At 58.9% G+C, this 18,991-nt stretch carries 17 protein-coding genes; 8 read left to right on the plus strand and 9 right to left on the minus strand.

Going from position 1 to position 18,991, the window contains the following annotated elements; translation table 11 throughout:
- Positions 1 to 7 precede the first annotated feature (7 nt).
- The 5 genes from DHN60_RS10400 to DHN60_RS10420 all read right to left on the minus strand — a co-directional run bounded on the left by DHN60_RS10400 (position 8) and on the right by DHN60_RS10420 (position 6,457).
- Entirely contained in the window at positions 8 to 214 is a 207-nt protein-coding gene (locus DHN60_RS10400; protein ID WP_108837218.1) for a hypothetical protein, read from the minus strand.
- On the minus strand, positions 211 to 1,458 hold the full coding sequence (locus DHN60_RS10405; RefSeq protein ID WP_108837219.1) for a Tm-1-like ATP-binding domain-containing protein: 1,248 nt from the start codon (positions 1,456 to 1,458) through the stop codon (positions 211 to 213). The genes DHN60_RS10400 and DHN60_RS10405 overlap by 4 nt, the downstream gene beginning before the upstream one ends.
- Positions 1,455 to 2,942, minus strand: coding sequence for an aldehyde dehydrogenase family protein (locus DHN60_RS10410; RefSeq protein WP_108837220.1), 1,488 nt, complete (start codon positions 2,940 to 2,942; stop codon positions 1,455 to 1,457). Before DHN60_RS10410 ends, DHN60_RS10405 begins: the two co-directional genes overlap by 4 nt.
- A 90-nt stretch (positions 2,943 to 3,032) precedes the next feature.
- The gene (locus DHN60_RS10415; RefSeq protein WP_108837221.1) at positions 3,033 to 5,345 is read right to left on the minus strand and encodes a TRAP transporter fused permease subunit; all 2,313 of its coding nucleotides are present in this window, start codon (positions 5,343 to 5,345) and stop codon (positions 3,033 to 3,035) included.
- A gap of 56 nt (positions 5,346 to 5,401) precedes the next feature.
- Entirely contained in the window at positions 5,402 to 6,457 is a 1,056-nt protein-coding gene (locus DHN60_RS10420; protein ID WP_159089171.1) for a TAXI family TRAP transporter solute-binding subunit, read from the minus strand.
- Positions 6,458 to 6,599: 142 nt separating this feature from the next.
- On the opposite strand from DHN60_RS10420, the gene DHN60_RS10425 reads away from it, so the two are divergent.
- Both DHN60_RS10425 and DHN60_RS10430 read left to right on the plus strand, forming a co-directional pair.
- Positions 6,600 to 7,109, plus strand: a complete 510-nt coding sequence (locus DHN60_RS10425) for a MarR family winged helix-turn-helix transcriptional regulator (protein ID WP_108837223.1) — start codon at positions 6,600 to 6,602, stop codon at positions 7,107 to 7,109.
- Positions 7,106 to 8,776, plus strand: a complete 1,671-nt coding sequence (locus tag DHN60_RS10430; protein ID WP_108837224.1) for a sulfatase-like hydrolase/transferase — start codon at positions 7,106 to 7,108, stop codon at positions 8,774 to 8,776. The genes DHN60_RS10425 and DHN60_RS10430 overlap by 4 nt, the downstream gene beginning before the upstream one ends.
- Positions 8,777 to 9,247: 471 nt before the next feature.
- Here the strand turns inward: DHN60_RS10430 and DHN60_RS10440 are convergent, their stop codons facing one another.
- Together DHN60_RS10440 and DHN60_RS10445 are read right to left on the minus strand one after the other, a co-directional pair.
- The gene (locus DHN60_RS10440) at positions 9,248 to 10,036 is read right to left on the minus strand and encodes a hypothetical protein (RefSeq protein WP_108837226.1); all 789 of its coding nucleotides are present in this window, start codon (positions 10,034 to 10,036) and stop codon (positions 9,248 to 9,250) included.
- A 12-nt stretch (positions 10,037 to 10,048) separates the two neighbouring features.
- Positions 10,049 to 11,095: a hypothetical protein gene (locus DHN60_RS10445; protein ID WP_159089172.1), complete on the minus strand. Its 1,047-nt coding sequence runs from the start codon at positions 11,093 to 11,095 to the stop codon at positions 10,049 to 10,051.
- A 269-nt stretch (positions 11,096 to 11,364) separates the two neighbouring features.
- Here DHN60_RS10445 and DHN60_RS10450 point away from each other — a divergent pair, with 269 nt between their 5' ends.
- The 3 genes from DHN60_RS10450 (at position 11,365) to murJ (ending at position 15,097) form a co-directional block, all read left to right on the plus strand.
- Complete coding sequence (locus DHN60_RS10450; protein ID WP_108837228.1) at positions 11,365 to 12,975, plus strand: hypothetical protein; 1,611 nt, start codon at positions 11,365 to 11,367, stop codon at positions 12,973 to 12,975.
- Between the two features lie 15 nt (positions 12,976 to 12,990).
- Positions 12,991 to 13,473 carry a hypothetical protein gene (locus DHN60_RS10455; protein ID WP_108837229.1) on the plus strand — a complete coding sequence of 161 codons (483 nt, stop codon included), beginning with the start codon at positions 12,991 to 12,993 and terminating at the stop codon, positions 13,471 to 13,473.
- 85 nt (positions 13,474 to 13,558) lie between these two features.
- Complete coding sequence (gene murJ / locus DHN60_RS10460) at positions 13,559 to 15,097, plus strand: murein biosynthesis integral membrane protein MurJ (protein WP_108837230.1); 1,539 nt, start codon at positions 13,559 to 13,561, stop codon at positions 15,095 to 15,097.
- Here the strand turns inward: murJ and DHN60_RS10465 are convergent.
- Together DHN60_RS10465 and DHN60_RS10470 are read right to left on the minus strand one after the other, a co-directional pair.
- Positions 15,094 to 15,297 (minus strand): DUF6434 domain-containing protein, encoded by a 204-nt coding sequence (locus DHN60_RS10465; RefSeq protein WP_108837231.1) that lies wholly within the window; start codon positions 15,295 to 15,297, stop codon positions 15,094 to 15,096. The genes murJ and DHN60_RS10465 overlap by 4 nt on opposite strands.
- 3 nt (positions 15,298 to 15,300) lie before the next feature.
- Positions 15,301 to 15,984 carry a rhomboid family intramembrane serine protease gene (locus DHN60_RS10470; protein ID WP_108837232.1) on the minus strand — a complete coding sequence of 228 codons (684 nt, stop codon included), beginning with the start codon at positions 15,982 to 15,984 and terminating at the stop codon, positions 15,301 to 15,303.
- A gap of 68 nt (positions 15,985 to 16,052) precedes the next feature.
- Between DHN60_RS10470 and trpS the strand changes: the two genes are divergently transcribed.
- The 3 genes from trpS (at position 16,053) to DHN60_RS10485 (ending at position 18,896) form a co-directional block, all read left to right on the plus strand.
- Positions 16,053 to 17,075, plus strand: a complete 1,023-nt coding sequence (gene trpS / locus DHN60_RS10475) for a tryptophan--tRNA ligase (protein WP_108837299.1) — start codon at positions 16,053 to 16,055, stop codon at positions 17,073 to 17,075.
- Between the two features lie 164 nt (positions 17,076 to 17,239).
- Positions 17,240 to 17,935: a hypothetical protein gene (locus tag DHN60_RS10480; protein ID WP_108837233.1), complete on the plus strand. Its 696-nt coding sequence runs from the start codon at positions 17,240 to 17,242 to the stop codon at positions 17,933 to 17,935.
- A gap of 280 nt (positions 17,936 to 18,215) precedes the next feature.
- Positions 18,216 to 18,896, plus strand: a complete 681-nt coding sequence (locus DHN60_RS10485) for a hypothetical protein (protein WP_108837234.1) — start codon at positions 18,216 to 18,218, stop codon at positions 18,894 to 18,896.
- Positions 18,897 to 18,991 lie beyond the last annotated feature (95 nt).

The following is an 18,991-nucleotide window of genomic DNA, read 5'->3' on the forward strand; positions in this document are numbered from 1 at the left end:
AGGGCTATCAGTGCCCGCCCTCATATTTCGACCAGTCGATTTTGCGGAATTGCCAAAGAGCGATTGCGCCTAACCCTAAAAAGATGGCCGCCCAGCCCAAATTGCCCATCAGCGCCTCGAACCCGCCCCATCCGAAACAGACGGCCAGGGTTAACGTGCGCCGCAAAGGTTGCGCAAAGAATGCGTGGTCCAGATTGATGAACTTGTCGATCATGCGCCCGGCCTCCGATCCAGCGCGCCATCTTCGATCCAGCCATCTAGCACCGACAGCGCCGTCTCGGCAAAAGCGGCATCGTTGATGTGACAGTCCAGCACCGACAATTTGACAGGGTCCGTCACCGCACGTTCCATCTCATCTACCATCGCGGCCAGCGCTTCCGGATCATAGGTGGCACCGCCTTCAATGTCCCATGCCTCGACACCACCGCGCGGCATCAGCACATGCACTGGGCCCTTGGCCGCGTCGAGCCGCGCCACAATATCACGCACCAGCATCCGGCGTTCATCGCCATTCAGGCCCGAGGATTTGATGAGGCGGTTGTGAGCATGAAACGGACGGTCCGAATAGGCGTCCGGAATCTCCTGCCAGCCCGCAAAATCAATCAGATCAGCACAGCCCGGCGCCACGATCTGCGGAATGCCCATGTCCCCTGCCCCGCGCAAACGATCCGGGCCAGAGTTCACGACCGACCCGACCATCAGATTGGCCAGTTCCGGCAGCGCAAAATCCATCACGGCGGCAAAATACCCCTGACGCGCCAGCGCCTCGAACGCCATCCCGCCCATGCCCGTGGCGTGAAACACAGCCACATCAAACCCGCGCTCATCCAATGGGGCGCGCAACAGCTTCATGTAGGACAGGCAGGATGAACCAAGGCTGGTCATCCCGATCACAGGCCGTGTGGACACAGGCGGTTCCACCGCACGCGCAGCCCCCAACACAGCCCCCGCCGCTTGGGACAGCGACGACTTGCAGACCGCGTTCAGCCCATAAAGCCCCCCAGCCCACAAGATCATCTGAATGTCAGGCGACAACCGATCCGGTGGGATCAGTGGAGAAAACGAAACCGTCGAGACGATGTATTTCGGCACCCCCAACGGCAGCGCCTGCGCGCAATCCAGTGCAAGGTCCGTGCCCATCGTGCCGCCCAGCGCGATCATCCCGTCGATCCGCCCTGTACTGTGCAGTTGCGAACACAAAAGCGCCGCACCTCGCGCCATGATCTGCATCGCTGTGTTTTCGTCCTCTGATGCAATAGCTGCTTCAATCGAGGACCCGCCCGCCTCGGCCACATCATGTTTGGAGATGTCGCAAGGCGCGCTCGGGTCCCCCAACACGCTTACATCCATGCTCAGCACGTCACCGCCTTGGGCACGGATGCGCCCCGCGACATAGGCAAGTTCTTCGTCCTTGGTGTCGTAGGTCCCAATCACAAGGATAGTTTTGGAGACACTCATAGCTGGATCCACGCCGTTTTGAGATTGCGGTACTTATCCATCGCATGGGGGGATTTGTCATGCCCATTGCCCGACTGCCCATGTCCACCCAACGGTACGCTGATGTCCGCCCCGCCATAGGTGTTTACATGCACAACCCCAGCCCGCAGCCGCGACACCATGCGATGCGCGCGGCTGATGTCGCGAGTGAACACAGCAGCGGCAAGGCCGTAACTTGTGCCATTCGCCAACGCGACCGCTTCGTCCTCGGTGTCAAAGGGTTGGACGGCCAGCACAGGGCCAAAGATTTCGCTCTGCACCAGAGCGCTGTTTTGAGGGGCGTTATCAAACAGCGTTGGGCCGATGTAGAACCCACCGGTTTCAGCGGCGATACGCGCACCACCCATCCGCAGATCAGCGCCATCAGCGACAGCCCTGTCGCACGCCGCCAGAATGGCGTTCATCTGCACCTCGGACGCGATGGCCCCCGCATTGGTGCGCAAATCCAACGGATCGCCGATACGCATCGCCGAGGCATGGGCCATGACCCGCAAGACAAATTCAGCATGGATCGACCGTTCGATCAGTAGCCGAGAGCCAGCGACGCAGACCTGCCCGCTGTTGCGGAAAATCCCGCCAGCCGCCACTGCCGCCGCACGATCCAGATCAGGCGTGTCGGCAAAGACGACGTTCGGCGATTTGCCCCCAAGCTCCAGATAAACGCGCTTGAGGTTGGAGTGCGCCGCATATTCCAGCAGCTTGCGCCCCACACCGCCGGAGCCCGTGAACGCCAGAACGTCCACATCCATATGGCGCGCCAAAGCCGCCCCCGCAGCCTCCCCCGTGCCGGTCACGACATTCAACACCCCATCAGGCAGACCGGCTTCATGACAAATCTCGACCATCCGCAGCAGAGAAAGAGAGGCCACCTCGGCCGGCTTCAGCACGACAGAGTTGCCCGCCGCCAAGGCCGCCGCAATTTTCCACGCTCCAATCATCAGCGGGAAATTCCACGGAACGATCACGCCGACAACGCCCACAGGTTCATGATGGACAAGGCCCAGCGTGCCGGGGGCGGTCGGGGCGATCTCGCCGTATTCCTTGCCGCAAAGTTCGCCGTAATAGCGGAACGTGCCCGCCGCGCTGCCGGGTTCGGCCTTGCGTGCCATGGAAATTTCGGTGCCGTTGTCGCGCACACCCAGAACGGCCAGCGCATCCGCCTCGGCCTCGATTGCATCCGCGATCTTTTGCAGGACACGCCCGCGCGCCGTTGCGGCCAGACCGGACCAACGCCCATCCTCAAAGGCGGCGCGGGCCGCCGCAACGGCACGGTCAATCTCGGTCTGTCCACCTGCTGCAATCTCAGTCAGGGGCTGGCCGTCAATGGGCGAAACAACGGCCAAGGTCGCCCCATCTGCTGATGGACCTGACGCCCCGCCAATGATGTGCAGTCCTGCCGCCACAGAACGCTGGCGCAGGTCGTCAATTCGGCTTTGATCAATCATCTGAAGGGCCCTTCGCAATGCCAGATGGTTCACTATTTGAACCATTGGTGCAATAATTCTGCCTCAGGCCTTACATCCCTGTCAACGGCATCATTGGGCAGGCACATCCTCGGGCGGAGCGGATCGGATAAAGTGGTGCCAGCCAAGCAAAAGCGCTGCGGCAACAAGACCGACTGTCATGATCAGCGGCGTTTTCCACAGCACCAAAACAGCCAAAAGCAGACGCAACGCCACCTCCCACTGCGCAATGCGCAGCCGGTCGAACCGCGCCAGTGCTGAGGCCACCAAATAAAGACACAAGGCAATCCGGGCGAGCAACAGGGTCAACTGGCCCCAGTCGACCACACCCGTGTATCCCTCGATCAGTTCCCGCTGTCCGGCGTCATTGGTGATGGTCACCGCCTGTTCGATCAACAACAGTTCGGGATACCATGCAAAGACAAAAGGAATGGTGAACATCACAATGCCCACCCGGACCGCCGCCAGCCCTGTGCGCATCGGCTCACCGCCGGTGACAGATGCGGCGGCAAAGGCGGCCACAGCCACAGGGGGCGTGATGGCCGACGCCACGGCGAAGTAAAAGACAAACATGTGGGCCGTGAAAAAGCTGACGCCCAGATTTGCCAAAAGCGGGCCCAGCAACAGGGCCACATTCACATACGCGGGAACGGTCGGCATCCCCATCCCCAGCAGGATTGCGCACAGCATCGCACAGACCAGCGCCAGCATCAGGTAGACGCCACCCACAATCGGAATCTCGAAACCAAACAGCCGCAGCACAGTGACCTTTTCCAGCCACGAGGTGACGGCGCGCGTCAACTCTCCGGTCAGCCCGCTTTCATTAAGAAAGGCAGCAATGATCGACACCGCGAACAGCAGCAGAAACAAGCGGGACAACAAGATGCCGCCCTCGGCCAACGACACCAGCACCCGCGATGGCATGGCCCGCGTCCCCGGATCCAGAAACAGCAGCGGGACAAGCACAGCAACAGCCCACCACCCGGCAGAAATCGCATCACCCGTTGCGTTCACGATTGTCTGCACCAGCACGCTGTCCGCACCAAAAATCCAGCCCAAAGGCCCCTCGGCCACGCCGTCTTTGCTGCCCAGCAAAAGAAACAGGATCGTGAGGATCGGCAAAAAGATGATGACCAGATTGTACCAGTCCTGCCGTTCCATCACCAAGTCCTCAGGCACCTCGCGCATCGCCGCGACCTTTTCGCGACGAGACTGGAACATGACCGCCAAAAAGATCGAGAAAAAGAAACAGATCGCAGGCAGAAACGCTGCCGTAATGACATCTGTATAAGGCACCGCCGTCAGAGCCACGAGAACAAAGGCGGCCACGCCCATGACCGGCGGCATGATCTGCCCACCAGACGAGGCCGCGGCTTCAACCCCGCCTGCAAAATACTTGCTGAACCCATTGCGCAGCATCATCGGAATGGTCAGGCGGCCCGTGGAAAGAACATTGGTGACCGGCCCACCGGTGATGGTGCCAAACATGGCCGACGACACGATGGCCGCATGTGCAGGCCCACCGCGTAAATTTCGGGTCAACCGCACCGCCAGCTTGATCAGGGATGTGCCCCCAGCCGACGTGCCAAAGAGCGCACCAAGGATCACGTAAGGGAAAACCTGATTGACCACGATATCCATGAAACGGCCCATGAACCCATCCGGCGAGATGAACACATTGGTGGCCTTCTGCGTGGCCGCATCCATAACGTTGCCGCCATCAGCCCCCAGCTTGGTCAGCAGGAAATTGTTGTCCGACAGATCGAACATCCAGATCAGCGCAGTGGCCACAGTATAAAACACCACAAGGCTCGCTACGATCACAAGCGGCAGGCCCCACACCCGCACGTTATAAAGGAAAAACAGGGTGATGATGGTGAACAGCAGCGGAATCGTCCAAAGGCCAAAGCGGGCCTGACAAGACGGCACCTCTGCCTCAAACGAGATGCCCGGGATCACGTCAGCCGAATTGGCTGCATCCTCGGCAATCAGACGGGCGCGCTCCCCGGTGATCTGGTCGATCAGGCACACGCTGTCGATCTCCACGAGATAACCAAAAGCACCCAAAAACGCGGCCAGCAACAGACCAAGGTCCAGCAACAGGCCCAGCCACGCGCGTTCGGGTCGCTTTCGTTTCCACGTCCGGTACACGCTGGCGTCAAAGACCACGATGGTCATCATCAGGAAAAATATCGGCGGAAAGAAGTATTCGGTGGCGAACCCCGAAATGCGCAAGAGAGGGATGCCCGTCACCTCACGCGCCCAAGCTTGCAGGCCTGCAATCTCGGGCAGCGTATTGATCATCCCAACAACGACCAGAACCAACGCCAGCCCCATCGCGATGCGTTGGCCTGTCGTACGCACGTTTGGATCGAACTCGGTCATGGGGCGCGTACCAATCGGGGGTTTGGACCCGGCCAAAACAGCCGGGTCCGGATCACTTAGGAACGCAGGCAGTCCGCCACTGTGTGGCCCTTGGCCTCATAGGCGCGGATGGCACCGGGGTGCATCTTGATCTTTACAGCACCGCAAGCACCTTGGCTGACACCATCAATATCGCCAAAGGTCAGGTTCAGGTATGGGCCCATCGGCGCACCCTCTTCAAACCGCGACTGTGCATCCAACATGGCGGTCACGATGTCGAACACCAGATCCTCGTCCATGCTCGCCCGAACAATCTCGGCAAAGGCGGTGGAATAGGTGTCAAAGGTGTCGTCATCGGTCACGATGGTGACGTTATTGCCCTCATAGGCAGCGCGATAAACATCGACAGGGACGGAAAATGGCGCATGGCCCGGCGCTTTGACGATTTGCTGGCCCAACTCGCTGTTCAGCAGATCCGACGGAACGTCAAACAGGGTGATTGCGCCTGCGGCGGAAAACTGAATTTCGCGGCCACCGGGCAGAGCGGATGGAATGCTCCATGCTTCGACTGCGCCACCAGTGATGGTGGATACGGCATCTGGCCAAGGGGTTTGCACGCCCTCATACCCTTCGCCATCTTTTATGCCGCCCAGCAACTGGATCATCGCCCGCCCCGAGGTCAACGCCGCCCCGCGTGGTGGGCCATTCCAGATGCGCAATCCGTCCAGCTTGCGAATGTCGGCCACAGGTTTTGAATCGTAGTACCCAAAGGTTTGGTGCGCTGCGGCATGGAAATAAAGCGCGCGAATTTCAGCCGCCAACTCGGCACCTTTTTCCTTACCGACGCCACTGTATGGGCCAATCCCGCGCGACAGCAGGAAGGGCAGGATCAATGGCGCCGTGGTCACATCCAGACGCCCCTCGGCCACGGCCTGAACCGAATTGGTGAGCGTGGCTCCCTCGGTCATCTGCAAGTTTGCCACGCCCGCACTGTTCAGTGCAGCGGCAAAAGTGGTCGACACATAATGCGCCCCTCCGCCCGGCGATGAAGTTTCTGCGGTTAACGTAACCTGTGCGGCCACGCTCAGCGGTGCAAGCACGCAGGCCACCCCAATCAATGCGGTCTTAAACATGAGTATTCCTCCCGTCAGTGGTGCGCCCCTCCCCGAGGCACCTTGCCCCGTATTCGGGGTCTCATCATTCAGAGTTGCAGACATTATATGACTTGTCACGTAATTTTATTCGGTGTCTACTGAACACAAGGGACGGAACACTATGACAGAGCGGCCAAACACCCAAAAAGACCGGATAGAAAAGCGCCGCGCCTACGAGGCGAAGAACCCGTTTTCCCGCATGGATTCAGCGCATCATGCCTCGCGCCAGCAAGGCCTGCACATCCTTCAACAGTCAGCCGGTCTGACAACGGTAGAGTGGCGTGTGCTGTGGGATCTGCACGAGGCCGGCCCCATGACGATCCGCGATCTGGCTCAAATCCAGCGCTCTGACCCGTCCCTGATCAGCCGCGCGCTTCCCGCAATGGAGCGCAAGGGATTCGTGCGCATGACACGTGGCGAACACGATGGCCGTCAGGTGGTGGTCGAAATGGACACTGCAGGGTACGCCGCACACGCCGCCGCTTCCCCGGCAATGAAACGGCGGCGCGAGGCGCTGCGCAGTACTTTTTCCGAACAAGAGCTTTCAACCCTCGTCGACCTGCTCACTCGGTTCGAAGACGCCTTGCGCGAACCCGTTGACGACATCCTTGAACCGGAGGTGACCCAATGACCAACCGCCCCAACGTCCTTTGGATCATGGCCGACCAACTGCGATTTGATTACCTCAGTTGCTATGGGCACCCGCACCTGCACACGCCGAATATCGATGCGCTTGCCGCGCGCGGTGTGAAGTTCACCAACACTTACGTTCAATCCCCGGTCTGCGGACCGTCGCGGATGTCGGCCTATACGGGACGGTATGTTCGCAGCCACGGTGCCACATGGAATGGCGTGCCCCTTCGCGTCGGCGAACCCACTTTGGGCGATCACCTGAGCGAGGTCGGGGCACGCGCCGTGCTGGTGGGCAAAACTCATATGGTGGCCGACCGTCCGGGCATGGCACGGCTCGGCATTGATCCGAACAGCGACATCGGGATCAAGGTCGCGCAGTGCGGTTTTGAACCCTTCGATCGCGACGACGGGCTGCACCCCAACAGCCATCGACAGGGGTGGTCGGCCTATGACGACTACCTCGTGTCGCACGGCTTTGAATCCGACAACCCGTGGGAAGACTTTGCAAACTCCGGCTACGACAAAGACGGCAACCTAGTCTCTGGCTGGCTGCTCGAAAACTCGCACCTTGAGGCGAACATCCCCGAGGAACACTCAGAAACCGCCTACATGACCAACCGCGCGATGGAGTTCATGGAGGGGGCGATAGAAGATGGCAGGCCCTGGCTGTGCCACCTCAGTTATATCAAGCCGCACTGGCCCTATATCGTACCCGCGCCTTATCACAACATGTACGGGCCCGAACACGTGGTTGCCCCCATCCGTTCGGACACAGAACGACAAGGCGCGCACCCCTTCCTCGCCGCCCATCAGGACATCCGCGTCAGTCGATGCTTTTCCCGCGATCAGGTGCGCGAACACGTCATCCCCGCCTATATGGGCCTGATCAAGCAACTCGATGACAATCTGGGACGTCTGTTCAAATGGATGGACGACAAGGGGCTAAGCGAGAACACGATCATCGCTTTCACCTCCGATCACGGCGACTATCTGGGCGATCACTGGCTGGGGGACAAAGATTTCTACCACGATGTGGCAGCCAAAGTGCCACTGATCATCGCCGATCCAAGGCCCCAAGCCGATGGCACACGCGGCACAGAGTCGGCTGCTCTGATCGAGATGATCGACCTCGCCCCAACCTTCATGAACGCCCTTGGCTGTGCGCCAAAACCGCAAGTGATCGAAGGGCGCGACCTGACCCCCCTCCTGCACGGAACGGACGGCTTCTACCGGCGCTACGTGATCAGCGAATATGACTACTCAGGCTTTGAAATGGCGACCGCCCTGAACGTCGAACAGCAAGATGCGTTCTCCAAGATGATCTTTGATGGACGCTGGAAATACGTGCACCTCAACGGGTTCGACCCGGTTCTGTTCGATCTGGAAACCGACCCGGACGAGGTGCAGGACTTTGGCACCTCAGACGCGCCCGAACATGTGGCCGTGCGCGCGCGCCTGAAGGACGCAATGTTTACATGGTCCATGCGCCACCACACCCGCGTGACCGTCACGCAAGACGTGGCAGAAAGCCTGAAGGTCGCCACAGAAACCGGCATTCTGATCGGGTTTTGGGATGAGGCCGAGTACGAAGCGGACGCGGGCAAAGCCTTTTCCAGCCTGACGCCAGCCGGACCGCCCCGCGCGTCCGTACTGACGGAAAAGTAGACCTTAAGGCGCTGCGCAGCGAAGGGCGGGTTTGAGCCCAAAGTACTGATGCCAAAAACCAGACTTAGCTTGCGTGTTGCAAGGCTGAGGTGGTGGCATGTATAAACTTTGGATGTGCAGGTTACCCTATCAGAGTTGCGCCTTAGTGATGAGAAGAAAAATTCGATGAGTAAGACACAATGGGTTACGTTGCTTGCTTTTGGAGCATATTTTCTTTGGGAATTTGTCTTACTGGCGAGCTGGAAAGCAGAAACGCAAGGACCGCTCATTCGTGTCGATCTATTGATCATCTACCCTGCCTTATTAATTCTGGCAGTTGTATCAGCGTTCCAATTTTTTCGCAGGTAAATTGAAATTTGGTCAATTCCCGTTAACATCGGGCGTTTGCTCAGGGTCGGCTTCGCCCGCACAGCAATTATTCATACAGGCCGCAGCGAACCTCAACTTCTGGTCGCTTAGTCCGTCCAGATCCTAAGAGGCCCGCGCGCTGAACCGCGCCGCCGTGCTGACGGCAACGCGGGCCGTCAGTGCCGCCACCGAACTGCGCTCCAGCACCATCGGCCCGTCAAGGCTTGCGGGCGGGAAAATCGTCCATGTCTGTTTGTCGGCATTGGTCATAACGCTGATCGGGTCGGCGTCCTGAACGGCGTTGCCCGCGCAGTACAACACAGACAACATGCCCGCCGCCGCCGGATCGGAAAAGGCACGCGCAGCTGACTCCGCCTCTGTCTTGGACAGGCCCAGACGCACCATCCCACCAACCACATCATCGGGGCGTTTTGCGGCAGAGCCATGCAAAGTGCTCAGCACTTTCTGAGTGGTCTCAACACGCGCTTCACTCCGCAACGGCTCAAGGGTTGCGCCCACAAATCCGGCGCAAGCCCCCGCCGCCGCCATCAGATCGGCATAGCTGGTCACCTCGAACATGCCATCACCGCGCTGGATCAGACCAACAAAATGAATACCAGCCGCATGCACGGACAGACGCTGAACACGATTGCCGGACCGGCGCTCGCTCAGCAAAACAAGGGTTGGGTTCACAAGGGCAAGGATGGCCGCCGTGATTGCAGGGGTAAAGTTCAGCCCGGTTTCAGGATCGCCCACAAGACGACCCGCCGCGCGCAAACGCTCTTCCCCCTCTTTGGCCCAGTTTGCGGCATCGCCATCTTCAGGCTGGAACGGGGTGTCGCCCCATCCAATGATGCTGTCCACCTTGGCATAGGAAAAGGCGTAGGCGAGTTCGGAGGGATGAATTTCCATTGAACTCATCGCTTAATTCCAGACAAAGCTGGACATAGCGTCGAGCTTTTTCTTGGCCTCAGCCGCCATCGCCGGACCGGGAACTACCGAGTCATATGCCTGCTCGACGGCTTTGGCGGCCTTGTTCACCGCATCTTCAATGGCATTGGCGGTATCCAGCGCCTCGTCTTCTCCAGGGGCCGTGCCGTCCGGTTCGCTGCGGAACATGGTCATCATCTTGTCCACTGTGTTGGCCACCGCATCACGTACAGATTTGAGGGCATTTTCAACCTCAAGAACGGCGGCATCCGTCCGATTGACAAAGTACTCATCGCCCGCCTCCATCGTCCAGTGTGCAATGCCACTGATCTGCCCGGCCAGCGGATTGTCGGTACTGAAAAACTCGATATCACTGTCGAGATAGTCATATCCCGGTCCGTCATCGTGGTACGTGTTCAGATACCCGGCGGCATCATGCACCACACCGTGCAACGCAATCGGGTTGTCGATATCAAGGTGGAGTGCCATGTTGCCCGGCCCCACAAGCCCCCCCGTCGGGTTGAGCATCGACCCAAATACTTCGTGAATACCAAAACTGTCACCCAGCACCTTGCCGCACAACAACTGTGCACGGGAGGCCATGAAATCCTCATGCATGCCTTCCTTCAAATCGGGTGCCGCGTCTTTCTTTTTCTCCTTCGCCACGGTTTCCTGCTGCTTTTTAACAATCAGGAACCGGTCAAAATCTAAGTTCAACCTCTTGGCGTCGGGGGGGATGCCAACAACGCCTTCAAGGTCTTCCATCACCTCCTGGCGGGGTCTCTTGGGGAACCCCTTGGTGATCTCCTGCATCAGCTCTTTCATCTTGGGCGTGCCCTCGCCCTTGATCTCAACGCCACGCAGGTCGTCCATAGCGTCTTTACCGAATAGAGTATCGACATCGACTTTGGTCAGGTCGGTCTTGGCCAGTTCCTCAGGGGACAGTTTGGCAAGCGCTTCATTCTCGGCGGCACTCACCGGCGGACAACACCCCAAATGCGTCTTTAAGAACTCTGATTGCCGGTCGGAAAGCTGAGGCAAGAATTTCTCCGGTTGAAAACAAAGGCGACGCCGCGTGGCACAATGCCAGCACTAAAGGATACCCAAGGCCTGTACGCAACCGGTTTCACGACCCGACACAAGCGCATCCGAAGGCAAAGGCAAAGGCAAATGATCCCTCAACAACACATCTGAGCTTTCGAATTCAACCAGTTGGTGTATTCTGTGCCATATGCACGCGACCATTGAAGCATCCAAAGCCATCGTCAAAACCCGCTAACTGCAGGCAATCCCGACAGAAAACACCCAGCATGAGCAGCGATCCAGATCCACAAGCCTCCGCACCCCCCGCAATTCCAGACGAGGAGATGGACCGGTTCACGCGGCGTTTTCTCAACTTCGCGCTTAAAAGAAATGAAACGGAAACAAACCAAGGCGTCGTCGACAGGCGTTTGGCAATCCGCGAACAAGCGACCGAAGACATCCGGCAATTGCGCGCGGAATTTACCGCCCACGAGATGAAAAACTACGACGCGATGACCGAAGGGGAACGGGCCGCCGAGTTGGACAGGATATTCTCCGACGTCACCATCACCGCCGTGCCCGGCGCCAAAACGATTTCGATCAACGGTGTGCTCGAAATGGACCCGGCCAGCCTGCGCCAACTGGCCCCCCACAAGCGCAACGTGCTGTTTGCTGCCGCCAATGAAGCGGACGAGGACAAGCGGGCGACCGCACTTCAATATGTTTCGGGCAAATTTCGCCTGCGTTCCAAGGCAGATGCGGCAAGCGGCAAGACCCACCTCGAAGGCATCGTCGAAGGCGAGCGCGCCGATACGCTGCGCGAACTTTATGAGGCCGACAGCGCGGACAAATCAGGCGCATACCGTGCCTTCGACATCTCCAACAAACTCAACGCGCTGAAAAAACGAAGCATCGATCCCGGTGGGGCAAAAAACATCCAGGCCTATGACGACGCCGTCCAGAAACAACGTGCAATGCTGGCAATGGCGCTGGACGCAGGTCCTGACAACCTGTCGGACATGGTGGTCAATTTCGAGTTCGCCGAAATGACGTTTGATGCAAGTGTAAAGGAAAAGGCTCAGGCGCAGGCCGAGGCCAGAGCAGCCAGAGAGCACGCGGAAAAAGTCGAAGAAATGCGCGCCGCCGCGCTGACGGTAGAGGCGCAAGAAGCCGAGATTGAAAAAAACGCCGCAGCGCTCGCCGAAAGCGCAACACAGCTGGGCGCTCTGCTGCAAAAGGACTTTAAACAACTGGAAGCAGAGAAAAAGCCGCTCGTCATCGCCCACGGGAAGGCAGCTGCCGCTCTCAAGAAACAAAGAGCAGTGGTCGCGGCACTGACGCCCGAAGCCATCGACCGCTTTGCCGCCACAGCCCACACGGTCTCCGTCACACCTGCGGACACGGCAGCGGCCACCACGAACCTGATCGCCAACATGACCGCAGGGACGGATGCCGGCGCGCAGAGAGAAACACTCGAAGCGATGAAAGCCACGCTGACAGAATACACCAACGCCGTCACCGAAACCGGCAATGGTGCGGCCAAGGTCGGCGTTGAACTGGAAGTGGCCGATATCTCCCTGAATGCAGCCGAGGCTCGCAAGGTCGCGCGCAGTTTGCGCTTTTCTGACAACAAGGCCGCAGGCTATCACACCCTCAAACACCACAATGAAATGAAAAAACCGTCAGATGCCGAAGGGTACGAATTCGACACGGAAGTGAAAAAGAAAGTGGCGCACTACCACGATTGCGCACGTGGCGCGGTGGAAAATGGCGACGTGGTCCTGTCACAACTGGAACAGAACGGCGGCGAAGGACACCATTTCAAATATGAAGGAATCACCGCGATCATCAAGATGGCCAAGAACGAGGCCAGCATGGCCACATATTTCAAGAAGTAAGGGCAAGAGGCAGGTATGGACGACAAACTCGACACGGTATTGGAAGACTTGCGCGCCCGCCTGGACGGCTTGCAGTCACAAGACACGGTTGGCGACCATGCCGAACGGTTTTGCGACGACTTTTACAAACTCTATGCGCTGTCACGGGCAGACATGTCCGCCGCGGAGTCCACGAGGCTGCTCAAGTTTCTCAGCGAAAGCGCCCCGACCATGGATATTTCCATCGGCTATCTGCTTCAGGATCTGCTCAACCGCATCACCGCTCTGGTGAACACCAGCTTCCAAAGCCTTGAATGGATACAAATCTGCGAAATGCGATCGACCTTCGAGGCGCTGATCGAGCTTTACAGCGACCACATGCCCGTCGGCCTTCACCTGATCGACACCGACAACGTAGATGGATTGATCATGGCAAAGGGTGAAAACGAGGCGCAATTTCACCCCACGCTCACGCCGGACAACTTTCCCCAAGACCACTGGTGGTGGATGATGGAGTAGGCACGCGAAGGCTTTTTGCCACAGCCGTCACGCCCTGATAGCCCGCCCCATTGCACGACCCAAGCCCAACCGCTACGCCACTCCCATGAAACCGATCCGCCTCATGTCCGGGTTTCTGACCGTGGGCTTCTGGACGTTGGCCAGCCGTGTGCTGGGCTTCGTGCGCGAGGTCATGCTGTTGTCGCTCATCGGCCCCGGCCCGCTGATGGACGCCTTTGTGGCCGCCTTCCGGCTGCCAAACATGTTTCGCCGTTTCTTTGCCGAGGGCGCGTTCAACGCCGCCTTCGTGCCGATGTTTTCGAGCAAGGTCGAGGGGGGCGAGGATGCCGCAACCTTCGGGCGCGACGCGCTCAACGGGCTGGCTTTGGTCACGTTGTTGCTGACGGCCCTTGCGATGATCTTCATGCCTGCGCTGGTTTGGGCCACGGCTGGGGGGTTTGGCCCCGAACGCTTTGATTTGACGGTTGGCTTTGGACGGATCGTTTTTCCCTACATCTTCTTCATGTCGCTGTCGGCGCTCTTTTCCGGCGTACTGAACGCCACCGGGCGCTTTGCGGCTGCTGCCGCAGCCCCTGTTCTGCTGAACATCTTTGTGATCGCAGCCATGGGCACAGCTTGGGCCATCGGGGCCGAGATCATCACCTGGCTTATCTGGGTGATCCCACTGGCGGGCATTGCACAACTGGCACTCACATGGGGCGCGGCGGCGCGCGCGGGCTTTGCACTGAAACCCGCCCTGCCCCGCTGGACCCCGGATATGAGCCTGATGGTCCGCACTGCCATTCCTGCAGCCCTTGCCACGGGGGTAATGCAGATCAACCTCGTCGTTGGGCAACTGGTGGCCAGCCAATATGACAGTGCAGTCAGCTGGCTCTTTGCCGCTGATCGCCTTTACCAACTGCCTCTCGGAGTGGTCGGCATCGCAGTTGGGATCGTGCTGCTGCCCGACCTCGCCCGTCGCCTGAAGGCCGACGACCTGACCGGCGCGCGTGACGCCTATTCGCGGGCGGGTGAGTTTGCCATGGCCCTGACCGTGCCCAGCGCAGTGGCGCTGATGGTCATCCCGCTGCCTCTGGTCTCGGTCCTGTTCGGACGGGGTGCGACGGGCACCGATGACGTGGCCGCAATCGCCGTTGCCGTCGCCATTTACGGCGCCGGCCTGCCCGCATTCGTGCTGCAAAAAGTGGTGCAGCCCCAGTATTTCGCACGTGGTGACACGACCAGCCCCTTCCGCTTTGCGCTTGTCGCCATGGCGATCAACGCCGCCGTCGCGGTGGGCCTGTCTCCTCTGGTGGGCTGGATCGCACCTGCGTTGGCCACCACCATTGCCGGCTGGGCCATGCTGGGTCTGCTCTATTGGGGGCTGCGGGGCATGGGCGGCACGGTCAAAGTCGATGACCGCTATCGCGCCCGCCTGCCGCGGATATTTGCAGCGTCTTGCGCAATGGGTGTGGCGCTGTGGGTTGCAGCGATCCTGCTCAAACCGGCGCTCGGGACGGACTATGTCCGCTTTATCGCCTTGCTTGTCCTGATCGCGGTAGGGGCAGCCACCTATCTTGGGGCCGCACAAGTGCTCGGTGCACTCAAACTGTCAGAGATCAAAGGGGCCGTGCGTCGTCGCTAGGGTCGGGCCAGCCACTCATCGGCCACGTCACCCATGGTGCGCGGGCCACCTGACGTGATCCACGACATAAACGGGCGGACAAACTTGCCCCCACCCCCGAACCAAGTGGTCAAAAACCGGCGCACATTCTGCGTGTCGCGATAACCCGAATCCAGCGGCGTCTGGCGGATGATCTCGCCGCCACGCCAGTCAACCGCCACCGCTCAACGGCGCCGCAGAGCTGCCCGCACCCGCGTCATACCACCAGGCACAACAATGGCCGTGATGGCAAAACCAGCAACAAAACCCGCCAACTCGCCAACCCAATCATACCCAACCTGAAAGAATGCGCCAAAAACCAACTGGATCCCCATCAGAACCCCAATCAGCATAAACGCCTGCCCCTGTGGGCCACCACTGACCACCTGCCGCTGCCAGTAAAGGAAGGTGTACGTGCCAATCAGCCCGTACACACTCGGGTACGCACCCACCAACCAGGATTCATTGGTGATCAAACCAAACATCAGCGCCCCAAAGATACCGCATAGGAAAAACACCAGCGCCACAGCCCAGCCGCCCAGCACCTCGCCCACCATCTTGCCCATGGCCAACAGGATCACGCCCGCAAACAGGAACGAGGTAAAGCTGCCAAAAACAAACGGATACGTCACAAAGCGAAGCATGTGTTCAGGCAACAAGCGCCCGTTCTCAACCATGAAATCAAAGGCAACCCCGGAAAACGCATAGTCGTTCAACGCATTGAGACGCCAGCCCACGGCGCCTGCACCACCGATCAGCCCCGCCTCGGCCAGACTAAAGGCCAGTTCCGGCAAGGCAAGAGCCAGAAACAGCAGCCACACAGCGGGGGGCAACGGGTTAACGGGGCTGGGTTCTTTATAATCTGACATCCGGGGCCTGCTTGACGAAGGAACACCCCATGGGTAAGCCAGCAACGCTGATTTGCCCAGAGGTTCTCATGACAAATACCACGTTCACACCCCGCGTCTTTTCGGGGATGCAACCTTCGGGCGGACTGACCTTGGGCAACTACCTTGGGGCACTCAAACGCTATGTAGAAATGCAGGATCAGGGCGGGTTCGAAACGATCTATTGCATGGTCGACCTGCACGCGATCACCACATGGCAGGACCCGGCCGATCTACGGGCCAAAACGCGTGAACTGGCCGCCGGTTACATCGCCGCCGGGATCGATTGCGAAAAATCAATACTGATCAACCAATCCGCTGTACCAGAACACGCCCAACTGGGTTGGGTGTTCAACTGCGTGGCGCGCATGGGCTGGATGCAACGGATGACACAGTTCAAGGACAAGGCAGGCAAGAACGCCCAAAACGCCTCGCTTGGCCTGTTTGCCTACCCGGCCCTGATGGCCGCTGACATCCTGATATATCATGCCACCCACGTGCCCGTCGGCGAGGACCAGAAACAGCACCTTGAACTGACACGCGACATCGCGGCCAAGTTCAATCACGACTACGGCGTCGATTTCTTTCCCATCACCGAACCGGTGATCGAAGGGGTGGCGACGCGCGTTATGTCCTTGCGGGACGGGTCCAAAAAGATGTCCAAATCTGACCCTTCCGATGCGTCCCGGATCAACATGACCGACGATGCAGACACGATTGCGAAAAAGATCCGCAAGGCAAAAACCGACCCCGACGCCCTGCCAAGTGAAGCCAAGGGGCTAGAAAACCGCCCCGAAGCGCGCAACCTCGTCAACATCTACGCAGCACTAGGTGATATGACCGTGGAACAGGTACTGGCAGAATATGGCGGCGCCCAGTTCGGAACGTTCAAACCGGCGCTGGCCGACCTCGCGGTGTCAAAACTCGCGCCAATCTCTGGCGAAATGGCCCGGCTCATGGATGATATCCCCGAAATCGACCGCATCCTTGCACGCGGCGCAGAACAGGCCCGTAAGATCACAGCGCCGATCCTGAAAAAAACGTATGAGATTGTGGGGATGGTCGGGGCCTGATTGCGCCGCAGCCGTCTCTTGCCCAAAAAAGAAGCACAAAAAGCACCCAGATCGCCCCTCGGGAAAAAAACTTGCTCGCGTGGGTTGAGCGCCGTTGTCGCCTTCAAAAAAACGCGTTATCGCCACATTTAGTAAAGTGTAAATAGTAGCAAGCCGTGCAAAAAATGCGTTCAACGATCAAAACCTTGATGACGGCCATTGCGGCAGTGGCGGCCATGTCCGCTATGTCGCAAGCGTCAACAGTTTCCCCGGCAGAAGTTCTTCCCACGAGCCTAGAACTCGGCGTGACACAAGGGCCACAGGCACGGCTGTTTGCCGAACAGACAGGCGTTACAGTGGAAGACGCCGACGTTATTGTGGACTACCTCGCCACAAATCTGACCATTGGCGTGATCAACAATGGCGTGACAGACTTTGAATCCGGCTTTGGCTTGGGCGCCGGCACTTATGACAGCTTTCTTATCCACTTTGACCCAATCGGGGCTGGCTCGACAACAGGGTCCTTCACCTTTGCAGGCGATATCGTTGCAATCATTCTGTCTAACGGCACCGGCAACACGGACCCAGAGTCGCCAAGAGGCCTGCTGAACGTCAGCAACGACGTCTTCGGTGTCGCGACGACAACCTACGAAACCCATGTGGGCCGTCGCGCCGAAGGGACACCCAGTGGCAACACAGGCGACACCTTCACACTGATCAGCGCGACAGAGATTTCCTTCGACCTGACGACCAACAGCACTCACATCGACAACATCCGTGTGATTACCAAAGTGGCCCCGGTGCCGCTGCCTGGCGGTGGTCTTTTGCTTGTGGCGGGCCTCGGCGCGCTGGCCCTTCAGCGACGACGCCGCGCGGCCTGAACCCATCCAGAAACATATCGACGTTTTTACCGCCTGCCCTTCCGGGCGGGCGTTTTTCGTTTACTCTGGCGTGCGCGATAGGGCCACACGCAAGGGCGCCTTCCGCACCCTTTTGCAGGCGACGACCAAACCGGCCTTGTCGACGTTTCAACAAAACCACACACCTGCAAGATCAAGATAACCTCCGCTCGCCACGTAAACACCTAAGGCGTAAAGGTTATTTGATAACGCCGCTGAATAGGTTAATAATTTTGCCTATCAAACCTCCGGGAAACACGTGATGGGACAAGATCAACCGTTGGAAAAAGACGTACAGAACCCGTCCAAAGCGGCTTCACAATCCCCAGATGGCCTGCCAACCGTGCGCCGCATCGTCACAGAGTTCGGCATTCTCGTGCTTATGGCGATCATTGTCCCCGTCATCGTGTTGATCGATGTCAAAGCCCTTTCTGGGCAGGTCTCCGAAACGTCTGTGACCGAACTGGCGCAGGCCGGGCTGATCCTTTTGACAGCTGTTCTGTTCTTTATCGGCGCGCGCAGGTTTCCTGATGCCGTCGGATATCTGATGAGCGTGGCAGTCCTGTGCACATGGATGTTCATCCGCGAAAACGACGTCTATTTCGACTTGATCCGGCACGGCTTCTGGGTTGTCCCGAACACGATACTTCTCGCGATTGGCGCTCTTTTCGCCTATCGCAACCGGGACACTCTGAAAGACCCGTTCAGGCGCCACGCCGCAAGCCGCGAGGCCGCATTTGGGATGGTCGGCTTCGTTGTGCTGATCATCTTTAGCCGGGTGTTCGGCTCGGGCGAATTATGGCGGCCGATTATGGGGGCATCCTACGATCCCGCGGTCAAGGCCATGGTGCAAGAAGGTCTGGAGCTTTTTGGCTACGCTCTGTTCGCGTTCGGGGCGGTGTTGTCCTTCCGGTCCGGGTTTGGTCAGTCAAAAGCGGCCTAGGACACTTAAAGGCACGGCGCGCCCGATTTTCCGAAACGGGAATACAGGTCTCCCCGGATGGCCCGCATCGCCACAAAAATCCGGCCAACACCGAT

This window comes from Tateyamaria sp. Alg231-49, from assembly GCF_900143535.1.
Classification (GTDB): domain Bacteria; phylum Pseudomonadota; class Alphaproteobacteria; order Rhodobacterales; family Rhodobacteraceae; genus Tateyamaria.

Coding starts and splice junctions, on each gene's coding strand:
- DHN60_RS10400 (WP_108837218.1), bottom strand. CDS start 214: ATGATCGACAAGTTCATCAATCTGGACCACGCATTCTTTGCGCAACCT.
- DHN60_RS10405 (WP_108837219.1), bottom strand. CDS start 1,458: ATGAGTGTCTCCAAAACTATCCTTGTGATTGGGACCTACGACACCAAG.
- DHN60_RS10410 (WP_108837220.1), bottom strand. CDS start 2,942: ATGATTGATCAAAGCCGAATTGACGACCTGCGCCAGCGTTCTGTGGCG.
- DHN60_RS10415 (WP_108837221.1), bottom strand. CDS start 5,345: ATGACCGAGTTCGATCCAAACGTGCGTACGACAGGCCAACGCATCGCG.
- DHN60_RS10420 (WP_159089171.1), bottom strand. CDS start 6,457: ATGTTTAAGACCGCATTGATTGGGGTGGCCTGCGTGCTTGCACCGCTG.
- DHN60_RS10425 (WP_108837223.1), top strand. CDS start 6,600: ATGACAGAGCGGCCAAACACCCAAAAAGACCGGATAGAAAAGCGCCGC.
- DHN60_RS10430 (WP_108837224.1), top strand. CDS start 7,106: ATGACCAACCGCCCCAACGTCCTTTGGATCATGGCCGACCAACTGCGA.
- DHN60_RS10440 (WP_108837226.1), bottom strand. CDS start 10,036: ATGGAAATTCATCCCTCCGAACTCGCCTACGCCTTTTCCTATGCCAAG.
- DHN60_RS10450 (WP_108837228.1), top strand. CDS start 11,365: ATGAGCAGCGATCCAGATCCACAAGCCTCCGCACCCCCCGCAATTCCA.
- DHN60_RS10455 (WP_108837229.1), top strand. CDS start 12,991: ATGGACGACAAACTCGACACGGTATTGGAAGACTTGCGCGCCCGCCTG.
- murJ (WP_108837230.1), top strand. CDS start 13,559: ATGAAACCGATCCGCCTCATGTCCGGGTTTCTGACCGTGGGCTTCTGG.
- DHN60_RS10470 (WP_108837232.1), bottom strand. CDS start 15,984: ATGTCAGATTATAAAGAACCCAGCCCCGTTAACCCGTTGCCCCCCGCT.
- trpS (WP_108837299.1), top strand. CDS start 16,053: ATGACAAATACCACGTTCACACCCCGCGTCTTTTCGGGGATGCAACCT.
- DHN60_RS10480 (WP_108837233.1), top strand. CDS start 17,240: ATGCGTTCAACGATCAAAACCTTGATGACGGCCATTGCGGCAGTGGCG.
- DHN60_RS10485 (WP_108837234.1), top strand. CDS start 18,216: ATGGGACAAGATCAACCGTTGGAAAAAGACGTACAGAACCCGTCCAAA.